This window comes from Intrasporangium calvum (assembly GCF_028446585.1).
GTDB lineage: Bacteria > Actinomycetota > Actinomycetes > Actinomycetales > Dermatophilaceae > Intrasporangium > Intrasporangium calvum_A.
The window spans coordinates 25,544-43,990 of the sequence record NZ_JAPFQL010000021.1; the positions used below are offsets into that span (position 1 = coordinate 25,544).

At 71.1% G+C, this 18,447-nt stretch carries 18 protein-coding genes; 10 read left to right on the forward strand and 8 right to left on the reverse strand.

The annotated features are described in order from the left end of the window. Window positions 1-12 precede the first annotated feature (12 nt). The gene (locus OO014_RS06590) at window positions 13-1,554 is read right to left on the reverse strand and encodes a glycerol-3-phosphate dehydrogenase/oxidase (protein ID WP_272461495.1); all 1,542 of its coding nucleotides are present in this window, start codon (window positions 1,552-1,554) and stop codon (window positions 13-15) included. Further along, entirely contained in the window at window positions 1,551-2,162 is a 612-nt protein-coding gene (locus OO014_RS06595; protein WP_272461496.1) for a TetR/AcrR family transcriptional regulator, read from the reverse strand. Before OO014_RS06595 ends, OO014_RS06590 begins: the two co-directional genes overlap by 4 nt. Window positions 2,163-2,207: 45 nt before the next feature. Between OO014_RS06595 and OO014_RS06600 the strand changes: the two genes are divergently transcribed. Continuing rightward, on the forward strand, window positions 2,208-3,974 hold the full coding sequence (locus tag OO014_RS06600) for an FAD-binding oxidoreductase (RefSeq protein WP_272461497.1): 1,767 nt from the start codon (window positions 2,208-2,210) through the stop codon (window positions 3,972-3,974). Further along, window positions 3,971-4,849 (forward strand): diacylglycerol/lipid kinase family protein, encoded by an 879-nt coding sequence (locus tag OO014_RS06605; protein WP_272461498.1) that lies wholly within the window; start codon window positions 3,971-3,973, stop codon window positions 4,847-4,849. The genes OO014_RS06600 and OO014_RS06605 overlap by 4 nt, the downstream gene beginning before the upstream one ends. Window positions 4,850-4,985: 136 nt before the next feature. Here OO014_RS06605 and OO014_RS06610 read toward each other — a convergent pair whose 3' ends face one another. Then, window positions 4,986-5,870 (reverse strand): LysR family transcriptional regulator, encoded by an 885-nt coding sequence (locus OO014_RS06610; RefSeq protein WP_272461499.1) that lies wholly within the window; start codon window positions 5,868-5,870, stop codon window positions 4,986-4,988. Between the two features lie 82 nt (window positions 5,871-5,952). Between OO014_RS06610 and OO014_RS06615 the strand changes: the two genes are divergently transcribed. Beyond that, complete coding sequence (locus OO014_RS06615) at window positions 5,953-6,228, forward strand: hypothetical protein (RefSeq protein ID WP_272461500.1); 276 nt, start codon at window positions 5,953-5,955, stop codon at window positions 6,226-6,228. A gap of 39 nt (window positions 6,229-6,267) precedes the next feature. Here the strand turns inward: OO014_RS06615 and msrA are convergent, their stop codons facing one another. Then, window positions 6,268-6,972 carry a peptide-methionine (S)-S-oxide reductase MsrA gene (gene msrA / locus OO014_RS06620; RefSeq protein ID WP_272461501.1) on the reverse strand — a complete coding sequence of 235 codons (705 nt, stop codon included), beginning with the start codon at window positions 6,970-6,972 and terminating at the stop codon, window positions 6,268-6,270. A gap of 101 nt (window positions 6,973-7,073) precedes the next feature. Continuing rightward, on the reverse strand, window positions 7,074-8,264 hold the full coding sequence (locus tag OO014_RS06625; protein ID WP_272461502.1) for a 6-phosphofructokinase: 1,191 nt from the start codon (window positions 8,262-8,264) through the stop codon (window positions 7,074-7,076). Between the two features lie 263 nt (window positions 8,265-8,527). On the opposite strand from OO014_RS06625, the gene OO014_RS06630 reads away from it, so the two are divergent. Next, window positions 8,528-9,706, forward strand: coding sequence for a cystathionine gamma-synthase (locus OO014_RS06630; protein ID WP_272461503.1), 1,179 nt, complete (start codon window positions 8,528-8,530; stop codon window positions 9,704-9,706). Between the two features lie 31 nt (window positions 9,707-9,737). Beyond that, window positions 9,738-11,090: a glutamate mutase L gene (locus OO014_RS06635; RefSeq protein ID WP_272461504.1), complete on the forward strand. Its 1,353-nt coding sequence runs from the start codon at window positions 9,738-9,740 to the stop codon at window positions 11,088-11,090. A gap of 243 nt (window positions 11,091-11,333) precedes the next feature. On the opposite strand, the gene greA is transcribed toward OO014_RS06635, so the two are convergent. Together greA and OO014_RS06645 are read right to left on the reverse strand one after the other, a co-directional pair. Beyond that, window positions 11,334-11,816 carry a transcription elongation factor GreA gene (gene greA, locus OO014_RS06640; protein WP_272461505.1) on the reverse strand — a complete coding sequence of 161 codons (483 nt, stop codon included), beginning with the start codon at window positions 11,814-11,816 and terminating at the stop codon, window positions 11,334-11,336. A 187-nt stretch (window positions 11,817-12,003) separates the two neighbouring features. Next, the gene (locus tag OO014_RS06645) at window positions 12,004-12,372 is read right to left on the reverse strand and encodes a DUF4307 domain-containing protein (protein ID WP_272461506.1); all 369 of its coding nucleotides are present in this window, start codon (window positions 12,370-12,372) and stop codon (window positions 12,004-12,006) included. 98 nt (window positions 12,373-12,470) lie between these two features. Between OO014_RS06645 and mca the strand changes: the two genes are divergently transcribed. Together mca and OO014_RS06655 are read left to right on the forward strand one after the other, a co-directional pair. Beyond that, window positions 12,471-13,475, forward strand: coding sequence for a mycothiol conjugate amidase Mca (gene mca / locus OO014_RS06650; protein ID WP_420485484.1), 1,005 nt, complete (start codon window positions 12,471-12,473; stop codon window positions 13,473-13,475). Further along, window positions 13,475-13,690, forward strand: coding sequence for a hypothetical protein (locus OO014_RS06655; protein WP_272461508.1), 216 nt, complete (start codon window positions 13,475-13,477; stop codon window positions 13,688-13,690). The genes mca and OO014_RS06655 overlap by 1 nt, the downstream gene beginning before the upstream one ends. A gap of 160 nt (window positions 13,691-13,850) precedes the next feature. Here the strand turns inward: OO014_RS06655 and trhA are convergent, their stop codons facing one another. After that, window positions 13,851-14,546 (reverse strand): PAQR family membrane homeostasis protein TrhA, encoded by a 696-nt coding sequence (gene trhA / locus OO014_RS06660; RefSeq protein WP_272461509.1) that lies wholly within the window; start codon window positions 14,544-14,546, stop codon window positions 13,851-13,853. A gap of 148 nt (window positions 14,547-14,694) precedes the next feature. On the opposite strand from trhA, the gene OO014_RS06665 reads away from it, so the two are divergent. The 3 genes from OO014_RS06665 (at window position 14,695) to OO014_RS06675 (ending at window position 18,386) form a co-directional block, all read left to right on the forward strand. Beyond that, window positions 14,695-15,456, forward strand: coding sequence for an isoprenyl transferase (locus tag OO014_RS06665; RefSeq protein ID WP_272461510.1), 762 nt, complete (start codon window positions 14,695-14,697; stop codon window positions 15,454-15,456). A gap of 269 nt (window positions 15,457-15,725) precedes the next feature. Further along, window positions 15,726-17,114, forward strand: coding sequence for a PhoH family protein (locus tag OO014_RS06670; protein ID WP_420485483.1), 1,389 nt, complete (start codon window positions 15,726-15,728; stop codon window positions 17,112-17,114). Between the two features lie 468 nt (window positions 17,115-17,582). Continuing rightward, complete coding sequence (locus OO014_RS06675; protein ID WP_272461511.1) at window positions 17,583-18,386, forward strand: lytic transglycosylase domain-containing protein; 804 nt, start codon at window positions 17,583-17,585, stop codon at window positions 18,384-18,386. The last annotated feature ends 61 nt before the right edge of the window (window positions 18,387-18,447 follow it).

An 18,447-nucleotide genomic window follows, 5' to 3' on the forward strand; every position in this document is an offset into this window, starting at 1 on the left:
CGGCTGGGAAGCTCAGGCGGGGGTGTGCGCGTGCTCCGCCAGAGCAAGGACCTGGACGGCGACCTCTCGGGCGTCGTCGAGGGCCTGCGCGTCGAACGAGATCCTCGTGCGCCTCTCGACGAGGTCCTCGACCGTGAGGGCGCCCTCGCGCAGCACGCCGAAGAGGAGCTCCGCACCCAGGGTCGGGTAGGTCTCGCTCACGGGACGCAGGAGCTCGGGGTGGGCGAGCCCGAGCCCCGCCACCGCGGTCGCCTCGGTGCCGTAGCGGCGCACGAGGCGCTCGGGAGCCGCGACCCGAGAGAGCACCTCGCGTGCCGCGGCGCCGACGAGGGGGAGGGAGCGGGTCCGGCACGTGGCCGCGGAACGAGCCCGGCGGCATACGGCATCGACGGTGGCCTCGGCCATCTGACGGTATGTCGTCAGCTTGCCCCCGGTGATGGTGACCGGCCGGCCCGGCTCGTCGACGAGGAGGTGCTTGCGGGAGAGGTCCGCGGTGGGGCCGCCTCCAGCCGGGCTCACGAGGGGCCGCAGCCCGGCGTACCGCCCGACGACCTCCGACTCCGCGAGCGGGCGCTCGAGGACCCGGTTGATCGTGTCGAGGAGGAAGCGTGTGTCGTCAGCGGGCACCACTGGCGCCACCCCGTCCACGTCGCCGGCCGGCTCGTCGGTGAGGCCGATGATGACGAGACCGTCGGACTGCGGCATCGCGAAGACGAAGCGGCCGAAGTGGCCCGGCACCGGCGCCGTGAAGATCGCCCGGGGGCGACCGACTGCCTCGCTGCGGACCACGATGTGCGAGCCCCGACTCGGCTCGATGTGCACGGACGGCTCGTGCTCGCCGGCCCACACCCCCGTCGCGTTGACCACGTGGCCGTGGGCCGTGAGGAACCCGCCCGTCAGCTCGTCGCGGAGGGTCACGGCCGTGTCGGTGAGCTCCGTTGCGGCGCACCGCGTCACGACGTCGGCCCCGTGCGCCACGGCCGTCCTGGCGATGGCCGTGACCAACCTGGCATCGTCCTCGAGCTGGCCGTCCCAGTAGAGGATCCCGCCGCGCAGTCCATCGTGTCGGAGCCCTGGAGCCAGCACCAGCGCCTCGGACGCACTGATCCGGGACGGCCTCGGGAGCAGGTGGCGCGAGGTGCGCGAGGCGATCCGCAACCCGTCGGCCAGCCGGATGCCTGCCTCGGCGAGCACCCCAAGGGGTGGCGGCGTCGAGGCGTCGAGCGGGACGAGGTTGGCTGCCGCGTGAGTGAGGTGGGGAGCGATGGTCGTCATCAGCGCGTGGCGCTCGCGGGCCGACTCCCAGGCAATGCCGACGTCACCCTTGGCGAGATAACGGAGCCCGCCGTGGACGAGCTTGCTGCTCCACCGGCTCGTGCCTGCGGCGAGGTCGACGCGCTCGATGAGCGCGGTGCGCAGGCCCCGGGAGGCCGCGTCGAGCGCGACGCCGGCACCGGTGACGCCGCCGCCGATGACGATGCAGTCGTAGCGGATGGTGGCCAGGCGCTCCAGGGCTCTCGCCCGGGTGCGGCGGTTGATCGCCGGTGCGGTCATCGCTGCTCACCTCCCGGCGACTCCTGGCGCGACCGGGGCGCGAGGTAGCTCTCCACCAGCCGGCGCACCTCTGCGAGCACGGCTGCCCGCTCGTGGTCGGCCGTGAGGATGCGCATCCCGACGACGAACGGCGTCATCGCCTGGAGCAGCACCCGGGCGGTGAGTTCGGGGTCGGGGGCGACGATCGACCCGTCGGCGACGCCGGCACGCAGAGCGGCGCTGAGCGAGTCCAGCGCGAGGAGCTGGCTGCGGCCGCAGCGGTCGACGAGATAGGGGAGCAGCAGGTCCGGGTCGTGCTTGAGAAGCGCCCCGACGAGGGGTGCCTGGCTCAACGCGTCGACGAGCGTCCCGGCCATCTCGACCACTGCCTCGCGGCCGTCTCGCGGCCGTTTCGCGGCGACCCGGGTGGCGCAGTCCTCCATCGCCCGGGTGAACTCGGCCACGAGCGCATCGAGGACCAGCTGCCTGATCGTGCCGCCCCGCCGGTGCACGGTGACGCGAGAGACTCCTGCGCGCTGGGCGATCGACGTCGCCGTGGCTCGCCTGACCCCGTAGTCGAGGACCTCGTCGCGGACCGCGGCAAGCAGGGCGTCGTCGTGACTGGTCATGCCGGCTACTGTACCGATGTAACAAACTATGTAACAGTGTTTCACGTGAACGAACTCATCGCGCAGTCCATCCGGCGCTCCGTGTGGCACGGGTGGGGAGACCCGTCCGCGCGGCGCCCGCTCAGCGATCAGGGCTGGGAGGAGCTGGTCCGGCAGGTCGGCGCGGACCGCACCGTCGTCAACCCACCCGTTCCCATCGAGGAGGTGCAGTTGCAGCCGTCGAGGCTGGACTCGCCCGTCCTCGCCGCCCTCGCGGACGTCGTGGGACCCGACCACGTGCACGCCGATCGCCCCTGGCGGGTCGAGCACGCCGGAGGCAAGAGCTACCCCGACCTGCACCGGCTGCGCACCGGCGACGGCTCCCAGGCCCCGGACGCGGTCGTCGTGCCCGGATCGGCGGCGCAGGTGGCCGAGGTGCTCCGGCTGTGTGCGGAGCACCGCGTGGCGGTCGTTCCCTTCGGGGGCGGGACGAGCGTCGTCGGCGGGGTGGGCGCAGGCGCCGAGGTCTCCGGGCCGGATGGGGTGAGTGCCCGCGGGCGCCATCGGGCGGTCATCACCCTGGACCTCCGTCGGCTCACTCGCGTCGTGGCCGTCGACCCGACGAGCCGCTTGGCGACCCTGGAGGCCGGGCTCCGCGGACCTGAGATCGAGCAGGCGCTGCACCCGCACGGACTGACCCTGGGTCACTACCCCCAGAGCCACCAGGAGGCGACGTTCGGGGGCTACGTCGCGACGCGGTCGGCCGGCCAGGCCTCCACGGGCTACGGCAGGGTCGACGAGATCGTCCTCGGAGCGCGCGTCGTCACCCCCCGGGGAGAGCTCGTCCTCGGCGGCCGGGCACCCGCCTCGGCCGCGGGACCGCGGCTGCTCGATCTCGTCGTCGGCAGTGAGGGAACGCTCGGCGTCATCACGGAGGCGACCGTCCGCGTGGCGCCGCTGCCGACCGTGAAGCGGCACGCAGCATGGTTCTTCCCGACCTTCGACGCGGCGACGGAAGCGCTGCGCACGCTCGTCCACTCCGTCGGCCACGGCGGGATGCCCGACGTCTGCCGGCTCTCGGACGAGGATGAGACCCGGGTGAACCTGACCCTCGCCGGAGCTGCGGGCCGCCGACTGCTCCGCTACGCAGCGCTTCGGGGGACCGCCGCCCCGTCCCTGTTGGTGCTCGTCTGGGAGGGCACGGACGGGGGGGAGGTGCGGCACCGCCGGGCGGTGGCCGGTCGCATCCTCAGCCGGTGCGGCGGGCGTCGGCTCCCCGGCGAGGTCGCCCGGGCCTGGGAGCGGACCCGCTTCTCCGGTCCCTATCTGCGCGACGAGCTGATGGACCATCGGGTGCTCGCCGAGACCCTGGAGACGGCCACGACGTGGGACAACCTCCGCAGCCTCCACGCCGCCGTGACGACAGCCATCAGGAGCGCGCTCGAGGTCGAGGGGCGGCGTGCCATCGTCATGTGCCACGTCTCGCACGTCTACGCCGCGGGCGCGTCGCTCTACTACACGTTCATCTCGACCGAGGCGGCCGACCCACTGGCGCAATGGCGCTCGGTGAAGACCGCCGCCTGTGACGCCATCGTCGGCGCCGGTGGCACGATCACCCACCACCATGCGGTCGGCACCGACCATCGGGCGTACCTCGCCGCCGAGATCGGTCCACTCGGCGTCGGGCTCTTGCAGGCCGTCAAGGACCAGCTCGACCCGGCCGGGATCCTCAACCCCGGCAAGCTCATCCCGGACCCGCCGGGCAGCGCGCCCGACAGCGCGCCCGACCGTGTGCGCGACCGTGTGCGCGACGCCGCCCGGGCGGAGGCATGAGGGCAGGCGCGTCGGGCCGGACCATCCTCACGATCAGCCCGGTCTCCGGGGGTGGCCGGGCCCTGCGGGCGGCCCAGCTGGTTCACGACATCCTGGTCGCCCAGGGCCGATCGCCGGAACTGGTGATCACCGAGAGCGGCGACCACGCCGAGTCGGTCGCGGCCGCCGCGGACCCGTCGGACCTCGTCGTGTCCCTCGGCGGGGACGGTCTCCACTCGAGGGTGGCCGCGGGTGCCATCGACAGCGGAGCCCTCGTCGCGCCCCTCCCCGGCGGTCGCGGCAACGACTTCGTCCGCGCCCTCGGAGTCCCGCAGGACACCCGACGCTCGGCCGAGGCGCTCTCGGTCGCGACAGAGCGTCTGGTCGACGTCGGTCGGGTCGGCGACCGCCACTTCGTGGGTGTGGCGAGTGTCGGCTTCGACAGCGTCGCCAACACCATCGCGAACGAGACCACCTGGCTGCGTGGTCCGCTCGTCTACGCGTGGGGTGGCCTGCGGGCCCTGCTCGCCACACGTCCCCGCTCCTTCCACCTCACGGTCGACGGTGAGCAGCGCACCCTCACCGGCCTCAATGTCGCCGTCGGCAACTCCGGCAGGTACGGCGGGGGAGTGCACATCTGTCCCACCGCCGAGCTCGACGACGAGCACCTCGACCTGCTCACCGTGGCCGAGGTGTCCCGGACGGCGTTCGCGCGGATCCTGCTCCACAGCTTCCCCGGCACTCACCTGTCCCGTCCCGGTGTCGCCACGAACCGGGCCCGCACCGTGCACATCGACGCGGACGAGCCGCTCGTGCTCTTCGCGGACGGCGACCCGGTCGGAGTGCTTCCGGTCGAGATCACCTGCCGGCCGGGGGCGCTTCGGGTCCTCGCCTGAGGCGGACTGCACGTCCCCGTGGAAGCCGGCCCAGCGGCATACGGCATTGCCTTCTGCCCCTGACCGCAGTTTGGGCGCGTGACTGCTGAGTCCTCGACAGCCACTGGCCTTCATGACAGCCGCCTCGGCGCCCGCGTCAGCGGAGAAGGTCGAGGAGCAGCTCGACGGCGCGGTTGGCGGCCGTGTTGCCGCCGGGGTCGCGGACGACCGCTGCGATGTGCCGGACCGGCTGCGGCGGTGCGATCGGCAGGACCCTGATGTGCGGGTCGGAGGGTGGGACGTGCCCGGCCAGCCCAGGGATGACGGTGATGCCCACGCCGGCGCGCACGAAGGCGATCGCCGTGTAGTGGTCCTGCGCCTGCACCGCGAACCGTGGGCGGAAGCCGGCCGCCTCGCACGATGCCGCGAGGATCTTGGAGCAGATCGCCTGGGGGAGGTCGTTGCTGATCCAGGTGTCGCCCTCGAGCTGGGCCAGGGTGATCTCGGACGCGTCGGCGAGCGGGTGGTCGGCCGGGAGCAGGGCGACGTAGGGGTCGGTGGCCAGTGGCACGCGCCGCGACCCGTGGGGGTCCTGGGCGCCGGGGACGTCGACGACGATGTTGAGGTCGAAGGGGGAGCCGCCGCGCCGCGGGACCTCGTTGAGGATGAGCTCGAGCACGAGGTTGGGCATCTCCTGGGCCAGTCGTCGGGCCAGGGTCGGCATCCACTCGGCTCCCGCGGACGCGAAGTAGCCGATGGTGAGGCGCCCGGACCGGCCCTCACGCAGGTCGGTGACGACGGCGTCGAGCTTGCTCAGCTCACCCATCAGCTCGTTGGTGTGCTTGACGAGGGAGTGGGCCGCGGCAGTGGGGGACAGCCCGCGCCCCTCACGCTCGAAGAGGGTCAGCCCGGTCTCCTTCTGGAGGGCCGAGATCTGCTGGCTGATGGCCGATGGCGTGAAGCCGAGGTTGTCAGCGGCGGCCTGGATCGAGCCGCTCGCCATGACCGAGCGGAAGACCCGGATCCGGTGGGTGTCGAGCATGCCGCAACACTACAGGGCGGCTTAATCGTCGTAAAGCAAGCATCGCTTGTGCTGAACTATTCGGATTCGAAATAATGAAGCCATGACCACCACACTGTTCCCCTCCCTCGGATCCCTTCGCGCCCTTTCCGCCAGCCGCCGCCGCGGCTTCGTCGCAGGCTCCACGTGGTCCACCGTCGTCGACCGTGACCTCGACCGCATGGCGGCCGAGCTCCTCGTCCTCTCGCACGCCGACGCTGAGCGTCTCGGGGCCAGCGCCGAGCCCGCCGTGCGTCCAGTTCCCCTGCACGAGCGCATCGCTCGCAAGCTGCACCAGTCCCGCCCGGCTGGCAGCGCACCTCGCCCGCGCGCCAGCTGACGCGCGCGGGTCAGTCCCGGCCCACCGGACGACGGGTCGTCAGGCGGGCGGTGCGATGTCCTGCTGGGCCGGCAGCTCGTCCTGCCGGACCAGCCCGACGGGGCAGGTCATCCCGTTCGGGCCGTGGTTGCAGTAGCCGCCGGGGTTCTTGTGCAGATAGCCCTGGTGGTAGTCCTCGGCAAGATAGAACGGCCCCGCGTCGTCCGCTGACCGGATCTCGGTCGTGATCTCGCCGAATCCGTTGTCGTGCAGCACCTGCTGGAAGGCGTCGCGCGTCGCCAGAGCAGCGACCTCCTGGTCGGGAGTCGTCCAGTAGATGGCGGAGCGGTAGGCCGTCCCGACGTCGTTGCCCTGCCGGTTGGCCGTCGTCGAGTCGTGGTTCTCCCAGAACGCCTTGAGCAGCTGCTCCGGGCTCGTCTGCGCCGGGTCGTAGACGACCCGAACCGTCTCGGCGTGGCCGGTCAGGCCGGTGCAGGTCTCCTCGTAGGTGGGGTTCGGCGTGTAGCCGCCCATGTAGCCCGCGGCCGTGTTGACCACCCCGGGCAGGCGCCAGAAGATCCGCTCGACGCCCCAGAAACACCCCATCGCGACGTAGATGGCCTCGGAGCCCTCCGGCCACGGCCCCTCGAGCGGCGTGCCGAGCACGACGTGGGTGGGCGCGATCGCGAAGGGCCGCTCGTCCCGCCCGGGGAGCGCCTCCTCGCGCGCGGGCATCGCCGTGCGCTTGCCGAATCCGAACACCATCCCGTGTCACACCCTTTCGTGTCGCCTGACCGTGCGCTGGTGCAACGCTCAACCCCTCGGGCGTATGCCGCTGGGCTCGGTCCCGGTCGCCGCCGCCGCAGTCAGTCGCTCGTCATGATGAACAGCGGCGCACCGTCGAACTCGTAGATGGGACGGAGGCGGTCGGTGTTGTAGTACTTCTCCACTGCGACCACCTTCTTGTCCGACGTCACGCTGGAGATGGGCACGTTGTCGTAGGAGCCCCGATGGATGCTCACCAGCCGGCCGAACTGCTTCCGGTCGATCAGGTCGAGGGCGAGGTTGCCGAAGGCCATGGGCACGATGGAGTCGAGGGCGTCGGGCTCCCCGGAACGCACGAGGTATCCGAGTCTCTGGTTGACCACGTCGATGCGTCTGCCGTGGTTGTGCCGCGGCGAGTACTCCTTGAGCGCAGCCGCGACCCTGTCCCCGACGCCGCCGAGCTTGCGGTGCCCGAACATGTCGGTCTCCTCGCTCTCGAAGCTCATCCCCTGGTGCGAGGTCAGGCTCGCGCCCTCCGAGACGAGAACCACGGAGTACCTGCTCGGGTTGCGGTTGTGGTCGTAGACCATCAGCTCGGTCAGGTGCTCCACGTCGACGGCATGCTCGGGAATGAGGCAGCGGTCCGCCGCGCCGGCCATGGTGGGAAGGAGCGCGGTGAAGCCGGCATACCTGCCGAACACCTCGATGACGAGAAAGCGTTCGTGCGATCCCGCCGTCGTGCGGAGGCGGTGGGTCAGCTCGATGGTGCGGGTGACGCAGGTGCTGAAACCAATGCAGTAGTCGGTCCCGTAGACGTCGTTGTCCATGGTCTTGGGGATGGCGACGACGTTGACTCCCTCGTCGTGGAGCCGCTTGCCGTAGCTGAGGGTGTCGTCGCCGCCGATCGGGATGAGGATGTCGACGCCGATGTGCTCCAGGTTCAGGAGCACATCCTTGGTCACGTCGTTGACAGGGTCGCCGTAGCCGGTCAGCTGCTCCGGCACCCGTTCTCGGGGCAGCTGGCTCGGCTGGGTGCGCGAGGTGTGCAGGAAGGTGCCGCCCGTGCGGCCCGCGCGGTTGACGATGGCCTCGGACAGCTCCTGCACGCAGTCGGAGTTGTCCGCATCCGCTTCGCGGCTGTAGTCGACGAGTCCCGCCCATCCGCGGCGGATACCCACGACACGGTGCCCCTCGCGCAACGCGCGAACGGTGATCGCCCTGATCGCGGGGTTGAGGCCAGGAACGTCACCGCCCCCGGTGAGGATCGCGATGGTCGGCCTGTTGCTCGCCATGAACTCAACGTACAGCCCACAGGCACTCGAGTGGCCCCGCCCTCCACAGGCACTCGAGTGGCCCCGCCCTCCACAGGCACTCGAGTGGCCCGGCCCTCCACAGGCACTCGAGTGGCCCCACCGTCCACAGGCACTCGAGTGGCCCCGCCCTCCCCAGGCCCACCCCGCGGGGTTGTGGAGGACGGGGCCACTCGAGGTGGCGTGGGCGCGGAGCGAGCTGAGCGGCATACGGGCTGAGTGGCCTGACGACTAGGCTGGCCGGCATGTCTGACGAGCACGGCTTCGCCACGCGCGCCATCCACGCCGGCCAGGAGGCGGACGCCACGACCGGAGCCGTGGTGCCGCCCATCTACCAGGTCTCGACCTACAAGCAGGACGGCATCGGCGGCTTCCGCGGCGGCTATGAATACAGCCGTTCGGCCAACCCGACGCGGACCGCGCTGGAGGAGTGCATCGCGGCGCTCGAGGGCGGCAGCCGCGGCTTCGCGTTCGCATCCGGCCTCGCGGGCCAGGACTGCGTCGTGCGCTCGCTGCTCGTGCCGGGCGATCACGTCGTCGTCCCCAGCGACGCCTACGGCGGCACCTACCGCTACTTCAACAAGGTGGCCCGGCCCGGCGGCATCGACCACTCCATCGCCAAGATCGGCGACGTCGACGCCGTCCGCGCCGCGATCGAGCCGGGCCGCACCAAGATGGTGTGGGTCGAGACCCCGACGAACCCGCTCCTGGGCATCGCCGACATCGAGGCCATCGCCGAGGTCGCCCACGAGGCCGGCGCGGTGCTCGTCGTCGACAACACCTTCGCCACCGCTTACCTCCAGAACCCGATCGCCCTCGGTGCCGACATCGTCACGCACTCGACGACGAAGTACTCCGGTGGCCACAGCGACGTCGTCGGCGGCGCCGTCGTCACCGCACCGGAGATCAGCGTCCCGGGCTATGGCGACGCCGAGGAGCGAATTGCCTTCCACCAGAACTCGATCGGTGGCGTTGCCGGCCCCTTCGACTCGTGGCTGACCCTGCGCGGGCTACGCACCCTGGCCATCCGGATGGAGCGGCACTGCGACAACGCGGAGAGGGTCGTCGACTTCCTGACCGGCCACGAGGGCGTCGCGCAGGTCTTCTATCCGGGTCTCGACACCCACCACAACCACGACGTCGCGAGCCGGCAGATGAAGCGTTTCGGCGGGATGGTGTCGTTCCGGATGAAGAAGGGTGAGGACGCCGCGGTCAAGGCCTGCGCCGCCGTCCAGCTGTGGACGCTCGGCGAGTCCCTCGGCGGCGTCGAGTCCCTCATCGAGCACCCGGCCCGGATGACGCACGCGTCGGTCGCCGGCACCGAGCTAGAGGTGCCCGCAGACCTCATCCGGCTCTCCGTCGGGATCGAGGACGTCGACGACCTCATCGCGGACCTGCAGGAGGCGCTGGACATCCACGGCTGAGCTGCCGCGGGCCGTCCGGTTCGACTTCCTCATGACGATCCTCACCGTCGACTTCGGTTCGACGTTCACCAAGGGTGCGCTCATCGCCGCCGACGGCGCGGTGTTGCGCACCGCGTCGACCCCGACGACCGGCCCGCAGACCGGGGATCGTCGCAGTGACATCCTCGACGGCTATCGGGAGCTGCGAGCCGCTCTCGAGGTCCCGGACGACGCCGAGGTCCATGCGTGCTCCAGCGCCGGCGGTGGCCTGCGGCTCGCGGTCGTCGGCTACGAGCGGACCGTGACGGCCGAGGCCGGCCACCGGGTCGGCCTCTCCGCCGGCGCGAAGGTGGTCCACGTCGCCCACGGGCCGTTGGCGGCCAAGGACGTCGGCGGCATCCGGGCGGCGCGTCCCGACATCATCCTGCTCGTCGGCGGGACCGATGGCGGCAACGCGGACGTCCTGCTGCACAATGCGGCACGCCTCGCCAAGGGCGCCATCGGCGGGCACGGAGCCCATGCCGTGCCGATCGTCGTCGCGGGCAACATCGAGGCGCGGGACGAAGCGACCGTGCTGCTCGAGGCCGGGGCGCGGCCCGTCATCCACGCCGACAACGTGCTGCCCCAGATCGGCGTGATCGCACCCGACTCGGCGCGCCGCGCGATCCGCGATGCGTTCCTGCGGCACGTCATCGGCGGCAAGGGGCTGTCCCGCGACGAGGCCTTCGGCCGCATGGTCGAGGCAGCGACGCCCGATGCCGTGCTGCGTGGGGTGGAGGTCGTGGCCGAGGTGCGATCCGGTGGCGACGTCCTGGTCGTGGACATCGGCGGCGCGACGACCGACGTCTACTCCGTCATCACGCCGGAGGGTGAGGACGCGACGCTCCACAAGGACGTCGTCGCGCCCCTCTGGCATGCGCGGACCGTCGAGGGGGACCTCGGCATGCGCTGGAACGCCCAGCACGTCGTCGAGGCTGCCGAGTCCGAGCACCTGCTCGGCGGCGTGCGCGACCCCCAGGCGCTCAGCTCGTATGCCGCTCACGTCCACGAGCGCCCCGGTTCCCTCCCAGCCGACGACGTCGAGCGCCGCCTCGATCTGGAGCTGGCTCGGCTGGCGGCCCTGGTTGCGGTCCGCCGGCACGCCCGGCCGGCGCAGCCGACCGAGTCGCCTCGGCCGCTCGCCAACGTCACGACGCTGATCGGGTCCGGCGGGGTGCTGCGTCATGCCGAGGCGGCCGGTTCCGATCTGGTTCTCGGCGCCGTGCTCGCCGACCACGCCGGCGGGTGGAAGGTGCCGCGTTCGGCCGCCACCCTCGTTGACGGGGCCTACCTGCTCTACGCGGTCGGTCTGCTCGACGCCCACGACCCCGCTCGCGCGCGCCGGGTCGCGGCCCAGCTCATCTGACCCCACCCATTCGAGTGGCCCCGGTCTCCACAGGGGTGGCCGAGTGGTCTCCGTCCCCACCTGTGGACACCGGGGCCACTCGAGTAGACGCCGGGCCACTCGAGTGGACGCTGGGGCCACTCGAGTGGACGCCGGCTGGGACGCCAGTCGGGAGCGGGAGGGAGCTCAGCGGCATACGGGATGAGGCACGAGAAACGGGTCGGCCCCCACGAAGGGGGCCGACCCGTGACGGGAAAGGAGAGCTCAGCCGGTGTAGGGCTTCGCGTCGAGGATCTTGACCTCGACGGTCTTGCCGGTCGGGGCCACGTAGCTCGTGGTGTCGCCCACGCTCTTGCCGTTGACGGCCGCGCCCATCGGCGACTTCTCGGAGAAGACCTGCAGGTCGCCGTCGGCGATCTCGCGGCTGCCGAGGAGGAACTTCTCCTCGTCGCCGAAGAGCTCGACGGTGACGATCATGCCCGGCTCGACGACACCATCGTCGGGCGGGGTCTCGCCGATCACGGCGTTGTGGAGCAGGTCCTGGAGCTGCCGGATGCGGGCCTCCATCTTGCCCTGCTCCTCGCGCGCGGCGTGGTAGCCGCCGTTCTCCTTGAGGTCACCCTCCTCGCGGGCCTCCTCGATCTTGCGGGCAATCTCGATGCGACCTTCCCCAGTCAGCTGGTCGAGCTCAGCCTTGAGGCGGTCGTAGGCCTCCCGCGTGAGGAAGCCAGCTGCAGTGTCGGTCACGGTCCACTCCTGTAAGTACCAACGCCCACGCGGTGCTCGCGTGGGCGCCTGATCGTTCAACTCTCACCAAGAAGGGGCCGGACCGATGTGCCACCCTCGTTCGAGGTGATCGGTCGCGACCCGTGGTGAATGACCAAGAATAGCAAAATGCGCGTGAAGTGCGCAGATGAAGACCGGCTCGACCTGCTCAGCGCGTCACGGAGCAGCTGTCCACGGCTCCGGTCACGGCGAGGCTGGTCGTGCGCACCGTCACCTGGCGACGCACGGTGTCGACGCCTCCCAGCTCGACGGGCACCTCGGTCGAGCCGACGACGGCAAAGTCCCGCGACAGCGCGTGCACGGTGCAGGTGACGTCCTTGCCGCCCGGGCTGTAGACCTCGAAGTCGACCCAGACGCTGCGGTTGTCGACGACCTTGAACCCCATCGTCTGCCACGCCGGCAGCCCCACGGTGGCGGAGAGCCCGAACCAGACGGCGAGCGCGACACCGAGACCGATCCCGATGGTGCCGACGACCCACCACTTGAGCGTTCCGGGGGCGGGGCGGGGGAGCGGCATGCGTTGTCCTGGCGTGATGAGAGGATGGCCGTCGGTACGAGACGGTCAGAACGATACGACGAGCCCCAACCATGACGAACAGGGAGCCAGGTAAGACGGTGTCCGAAGGCCTACGGCTGATGGCGGTGCACGCGCACCCGGATGACGAGTCGAGCAAGGGCGCAGCGACGACGGCGAAGTGCGTCGCCGCCGGCGCGTCGGTCATGGTGGTGTCCTGCACCGGTGGCGAGCGCGGCGACATCCTCAACGAGAAGCTCAAGAACGACCCGCAGATCCTGCGCGACATCGCGCAGGTGCGGCGCAATGAGATGAAGGCCGCCCAGGAGGTGCTCGGGGTGGAGCACACGTGGCTCGGCTTCGTCGACTCGGGGCTGCCCGAGGGCGACCCGTTGCCGCCGCTGCCCGCGGGGTGCTTCGCCCTCGAGGACCTCGACGTGACGACGGAGGCGCTCGTGCGGGTGGTCCGCGAGTGGCGACCGCACGTCATGACGACCTATGACGAGAAGGGCGGCTACCCGCACCCGGACCACATCATGACCCACGTGGTCGCGATGTCGGCGTTCGAGGCGGCCGGTGATCCCACGCGCTACCCGCATGCCGGCGAGCCGTGGCAGCCGCTGAAGATCTACTACAACGAGGGCTGGTCCAAGGACCGCCTGACCGCGGTCCACGAGGCGATGGTGGCCGAGGGGCTCGAGAGCCCCTACGCGGACTGGCTGGCCAACTGGAAGCCGCGTCGATCCGGCCGGGTCACGACGCGCATCGAGTGCGCCGAGTACTTCGAGGTGCGCGACCGCGCGCTGCTCGCGCACGCGACGCAGGTCGACCCCGACGGGTTCTGGTTCCAGGTGCCGCGCGAGCTGCAGCAGCGGGTCTGGCCGGTCGAGGAGTTCGAGCTGGCCGTGTCCTACGTTCCGGTGGACCTGCCGGAGGATGACCTCTTCGCCGGGCTCGGTTCGGTCGCCGAGGCCGACGCCGCGGCCACGTCGGGGGCGCTCGAGATGGTCTATGACGGTCGGCTGGCGCCGGACGACGAGGAGAAGTTCGACCCGGCGGAGCGCGTCGAGCACCCCAACGAGCAGGTGGAAGGGAACGAGGACTGATGGGTGATGGCGGCAACCTGCCGATCGGGCCGGGAGTGTGGGGCTTCCTGGCGATGTTTGTCCTGGCGATCGCGCTGTGGCTCCTCGTGCGCAACATGAACGCCCGGCTGCGCCGGATGGCCTACCGCGAGCACGAGCGCCTCGAGTCCGAGCGCGCCGCGGAGGGCGACAACACAGACGGGGACGAGGGGCCGCGCGCCTCCGAGCAGGGCTGAGTCACCTTCGGAGCAGGCCGTATGCCGCTGGGCTCGCTCCCAGCGCCGGCCGGCCTCCCAGCCGTCCCCCGCTTCCAGCAGCAACACGCCCGGATCCTCGGAGCTCATCCCTGAAATGTCAGGGGGAGCTCCGAGGATCCGGGCGTGTTGCGGGGTGGGATCAGGCGACGGCAGGCGTGGCGGAGATGGCGAGGGCCACGGCGGCGAAGTGGGCGATGAAGCCACCGAGGGTGAACGCGTGGAACACCTCGTGGAAGCCGAACCACCGCGGCGACGGGTTGGGCCGCTTGGCGCCGTAGACGATGCCGCCGGCCGTGTAGAGCAGTCCGCCGAGGGCGATGAGCGAGCCGACGAGGGGGCCGCCGGAGCGCCAGAACGGGACGACGTAGAAGACGGCGGCCCAGCCCAGCGCGATGTAGAGCGCGGTGTAGAGCCAGCGGGGTGCGCTCGTCCAGACGATGCGGAAGACGACGCCCGCGATGGCGGCGCCCCAGATCACGGTGAGCAGCAACCGGGCCTCGTCGGTGGGCAGCAGCGTGACCGCGAACGGCGTGTAGGTCCCCGCGATGATGAGGTAGATGTTCGAGTGGTCGAGCCGCTTGAGCAGGGCCGACATCTTCGGGCCCCACGTGCCGCGGTGGTAGACGGCCGAGACCCCGAAGAGGAGGGCGGCGCTGATCGTGAAGATGGCCGCGGCGGTGCGCACGGATCTGGAGTCGGCCAGGACCACGAGCACCATGCCCCCGATCAGGGCGACGGGGAACATGCCGAGGTGCAGCCAGCCCCGCAGTCGGGGCTTCACGGCGGCAACGAGGTCGGCCACGGCTCCTGACGGTCGGTTCGCTTCGTCTGCCATGGCTGCACTATAACCTACGCAACCGTAGGTTACGCAGGGGTAACCTCAGGTGGGTCGCCGGTGGCCGCCTACCGATCGCGGAGTAACGTGGTCTCCCGGCCCCGCAGTCCGGGCCCAGTCGTGCACGACGAGGCGAGAGTGAGGCCCAGTGGGTTGGCGGGATCTGGTCTACGGTGCCTACGAGCGTCGAGTCCTCAAGGACCTGCCCCGAGAGTCCCTGCCGCGGCACGTCGCCGTCATGCTCGACGGCAACCGCCGCTGGGCCAAGGCACGCGGGGCGGGCACGGCCCATGGGCACCAGGCCGGCGCCGACAAGATCGAGGAGCTCCTCCACTGGTGTGAGGAGGCCGGGGTCGAGTACGTCACGCTCTGGCTCCTGTCCACCGACAACCTGAGGCGCTCCGAGGCGGAGCTCGCCCCCCTGCTCAAGATCATCGAGAACGCGGTCGCCGACCTCGCCGCCACGGGCCGCTGGCGGCTCCGCGTCGCCGGCGCCATCGACCTGCTGCCCGCCGAGACGGCCGAGAGCCTGCAGCGGTCCGTCGCCGCCACGGAGGGTTCCACGGGCATGACCGTCAATGTCGCCGTCGCCTACGGCGGGCGGCGCGAGATCGCCGACGCGGTCCGGGACCTGCTCCTCGAGCACGCCGCGCGGGGCGAGAGTCTCGAGGAGATCGCCGCGGGACTGCGGATCGAGGACATCGCCGAGCACCTCTACACCAAGGGCCAGCCCGACCCCGACCTCGTGATCCGCACGTCGGGCGAGCAGCGGCTCGGCGGGTTCCTGCTGTGGCAGAGCGCGACGTCGGAGTTCTACTTCTGCGAGGCCTACTGGCCCGACTTCCGGCACGTCGACTTCCTCCGCGCGCTGCGGGCCTACGCCGGCCGCCACCGTCGGCACGGCACCTGACCGACGGGAGGGGCTTGACGCTGGGAGCCAGCTCAGCGGCATACGGCTGAAGGGTGGGTGAACTCTGCGCGACACGACCGCCCAATCACGAGCGGCGGCCCGGCGGGGACGTACCGTCGAGTCAGCGGAGGCACCCGCCACCGCCACCAGGAGGCCCACTGATGGAGCAGACGCTTCGGACGGAGGGCCGGGTGCGGCCCACACGTCACCGGGCCACCCGGGACCTCGCGAGCGAGTAGGCGCGGCAACTGCGCCGGCAAGGAGTGGGCATGGCCTCCAAGAACCCCGTGGAGCACCACGTGTCTGCGGACACCACGCACTCGTCCGAAACGGCCCCCACGCGCCGCCGCGCTCGCAAGAGCACCCCGGACCGCAAGACCTACGTCCTCGACACCTCTGTCCTCCTCTCGGACCCCAAGGCGATGCTGCGGTTCGCCGAGCACGAGGTGGTCCTTCCCGTCGTCGTCGTCACCGAGCTCGAGGGCAAGCGGCACCACCCCGAGCTCGGCTTCTTCGCACGACAGGCGCTGCGGCTGCTCGACGACCTGCGCATCAGCGAGGGCCGGCTGGACAAGCCCGTCTCCGTCGGTGACGACGGCGGGACGCTGCGGGTCGAGCTCAACCACACCGACCCGATGGCGCTGCCGGCGGGCTTCCGCCTGGGCGACAACGACACCCGCATCCTTGCCGTCGCCAAGAACCTCTCCAACGACGGCTGCGACGTCACGATCGTCAGCAAGGACCTGCCGATGCGCGTCAAGGCGTCGGCCTGCGGGCTCGAGGCGGAGGAGTACCGGCACGAGCAGGGCGTCGACTCCGGTTGGACCGGGATGGACGAGCTCGAGCTGACCGCCGACGAGCTCGACGCACTCTACGACCGCGGGCGCATCGAGCACCCCGTCGCCTCCGAGCTGCCGTGCCACACCGGTCTCGTGCTGCTCTCCCCGCGCGGCAGCGGGCTCGGACGGGTCGGCGCAGACAAGCAGGTCCGGCTCGTGAGAGGGGACCGCGACGCCTTCGGCCTGCACGGCCGCAGCGCCGAGCAGCGGATCGCCCTCGACCTGCTCCTCGACCCGGACGTGGGCATCGTCTCGCTCGGTGGGCGCGCCGGCACCGGCAAGTCCGCGCTCGCCCTGTGCGCCGGGCTGGAGTCGGTCATGGAGCGCCGGGCGCAGCGCAAGGTCCTCGTCTTCCGGCCACTCTTCGCCGTGGGTGGCCAGGAGCTCGGCTACCTGCCCGGCACCGAGCAGGAGAAGATGAACCCGTGGGGTCAGGCCGTCTTCGACACCCTGAGCGCGCTCGTTTCGCCCGAGGTGGTCGAGGAGATCATGGACCGCGGGCTGCTCGAGGTGCTGCCGCTGACCCACATCCGCGGGCGCAGCCTGCACGACGCGTTCGTCATCGTCGACGAGGCGCAGTCGCTGGAGCGCAACGTCCTGCTCACCGTGCTGTCGCGGATCGGTCAGAACTCCAAGGTCGTGCTCACCCATGACGTCGCCCAACGGGACAACCTGCGGGTCGGCCGGCACGACGGCGTGGCCGCCGTGATCGAGAAGCTCAAGGGGCATCCGCTCTTTGCGCACGTGACGCTCACGCGGAGCGAGCGCAGCCCGATCGCTGCTCTCGTGACGGACCTGCTGGAGGGCCCGGACGCCTGAACCGGGGGTGTGCGGTGTGATCTGGGTCACGGGGGAGGTGGCCCGGGCGACGCCTGCGAGCGGGGAAACCTGTCCGGGTTCGCCCCTCTCTGCGCCGGTTCTCGCGAGCACCTCAGGTCGGGCTTGCCTGACGTGCGATGGGCTGGCACCTTTGGGGGCGTCCAGCACCTCGGATCTGTACTCTCTCCTCAGTTGTTCCAGGTCCTGCTCCGTGCACGGGGGGCTCGCTCTTGCGGGTCGCACGGAAGACCTGACCGAGACGTCAAGTCGACCAGGAAGGCGTGACCCCGCTTCATGGCACGGTACGAAGGCCGCCATCGCGCCAACAGAGCGACCTCGGCCCCTCCCGTCCCCCGAGTGCCCGCCACCCTCGCGGCACCCGCGACGACGACCTCCTTCCCCTCCCGTCCTGGACGGCACGAAGCCCCCGCCGGTGGACGCCACGAAGCGCCGCACGGGAACCCGCACGTGGTCCCGCCGACGGCGGCCGCCTTCTACGACCAGGCCTCGAGCCGGGCCCGCGCCGCCGCGACGGGGCACGCCACCTACCCGGGCACTCCACTGCCGACCCGCCGCGCACTCAAGGAGCGCAGCAACCCGCCTCGCCGCCCGGGTCGGCCCATTCTGGCCGGAGCCCTGGCCCTCGGCCTCGGAGCGAGCGCCGTCGGCTTCGCCACCGCCGGCACCCGATCCGGTGAGGCGGCCTTCGTGGTCGGCGACAACGTCGTGGCCCAGACCGCCGAGCTGGCCCGGACGAGCACGATCGACATGACCTACCGCGCGGCCGCCTCGGTGTCGCGCAACGAGCGGCGCACGGCGATCGTCGCGACGGGACTCCGGTCGGCCGCCGCCCTGGAGGCGAAGAAGAAGGAGGAGGCCGCTCGCCGGGCCGAGGAGCGGCGACTCGCCGCCGAGGCCGCCGAGCGCGAGCGCATCAGGGAGCAGGTCATCGCCAATGCGAAGGCCAACCCCCAGGCTGCTGCCCGGATCCTCCTGGCCGACGCCGGATTCACCAGCGACGCCCAGTTCAACTGCCTCGTCAACCTGTGGAACGGCGAGAGCGGCTGGCGCTGGAATGCCGAGAACCCCAGCTCGGGCGCCTACGGCATCCCCCAATCGCTGCCCGCGAGCAAGATGGCGACCTTCGGTGCCGACTACCGGACCAACCCGATCACCCAGATGAAGTGGGGGATCTGGTACATCGAGCAGGTCTACGGCTCTCCGTGCAACGCCTGGTCGACCTGGCTCTCCCGTTCCCCGCACTGGTACTGACCTGCCCGGCGACAGGGCCGGTTCGAGGTGAACCTCGACTCCTGGTGGGCGCGAAACACCT

What these genes read in the sequence shown, in the direction of transcription:
- OO014_RS06590 (WP_272461495.1), bottom strand. Translation starts at nt 1,554, where the DNA reads ATGACCGCACCGGCGATCAACCGCCGCACCCGGGCGAGAGCCCTGGAG.
- OO014_RS06625 (WP_272461502.1), bottom strand. Translation starts at nt 8,264, where the DNA reads ATGGCGAGCAACAGGCCGACCATCGCGATCCTCACCGGGGGCGGTGAC.
- OO014_RS06595 (WP_272461496.1), bottom strand. Translation starts at nt 2,162, where the DNA reads ATGACCAGTCACGACGACGCCCTGCTTGCCGCGGTCCGCGACGAGGTC.
- OO014_RS06610 (WP_272461499.1), bottom strand. Translation starts at nt 5,870, where the DNA reads ATGCTCGACACCCACCGGATCCGGGTCTTCCGCTCGGTCATGGCGAGC.
- OO014_RS06635 (WP_272461504.1), top strand. Translation starts at nt 9,738, where the DNA reads ATGACGATCCTCACCGTCGACTTCGGTTCGACGTTCACCAAGGGTGCG.
- OO014_RS06605 (WP_272461498.1), top strand. Translation starts at nt 3,971, where the DNA reads ATGAGGGCAGGCGCGTCGGGCCGGACCATCCTCACGATCAGCCCGGTC.
- OO014_RS06645 (WP_272461506.1), bottom strand. Translation starts at nt 12,372, where the DNA reads ATGCCGCTCCCCCGCCCCGCCCCCGGAACGCTCAAGTGGTGGGTCGTC.
- trhA (WP_272461509.1), bottom strand. Translation starts at nt 14,546, where the DNA reads ATGGCAGACGAAGCGAACCGACCGTCAGGAGCCGTGGCCGACCTCGTT.
- OO014_RS06630 (WP_272461503.1), top strand. Translation starts at nt 8,528, where the DNA reads ATGTCTGACGAGCACGGCTTCGCCACGCGCGCCATCCACGCCGGCCAG.
- OO014_RS06670 (WP_420485483.1), top strand. Translation starts at nt 15,726, where the DNA reads ATGGCCTCCAAGAACCCCGTGGAGCACCACGTGTCTGCGGACACCACG.
- OO014_RS06615 (WP_272461500.1), top strand. Translation starts at nt 5,953, where the DNA reads ATGACCACCACACTGTTCCCCTCCCTCGGATCCCTTCGCGCCCTTTCC.
- OO014_RS06655 (WP_272461508.1), top strand. Translation starts at nt 13,475, where the DNA reads ATGGGTGATGGCGGCAACCTGCCGATCGGGCCGGGAGTGTGGGGCTTC.
- msrA (WP_272461501.1), bottom strand. Translation starts at nt 6,972, where the DNA reads ATGGTGTTCGGATTCGGCAAGCGCACGGCGATGCCCGCGCGCGAGGAG.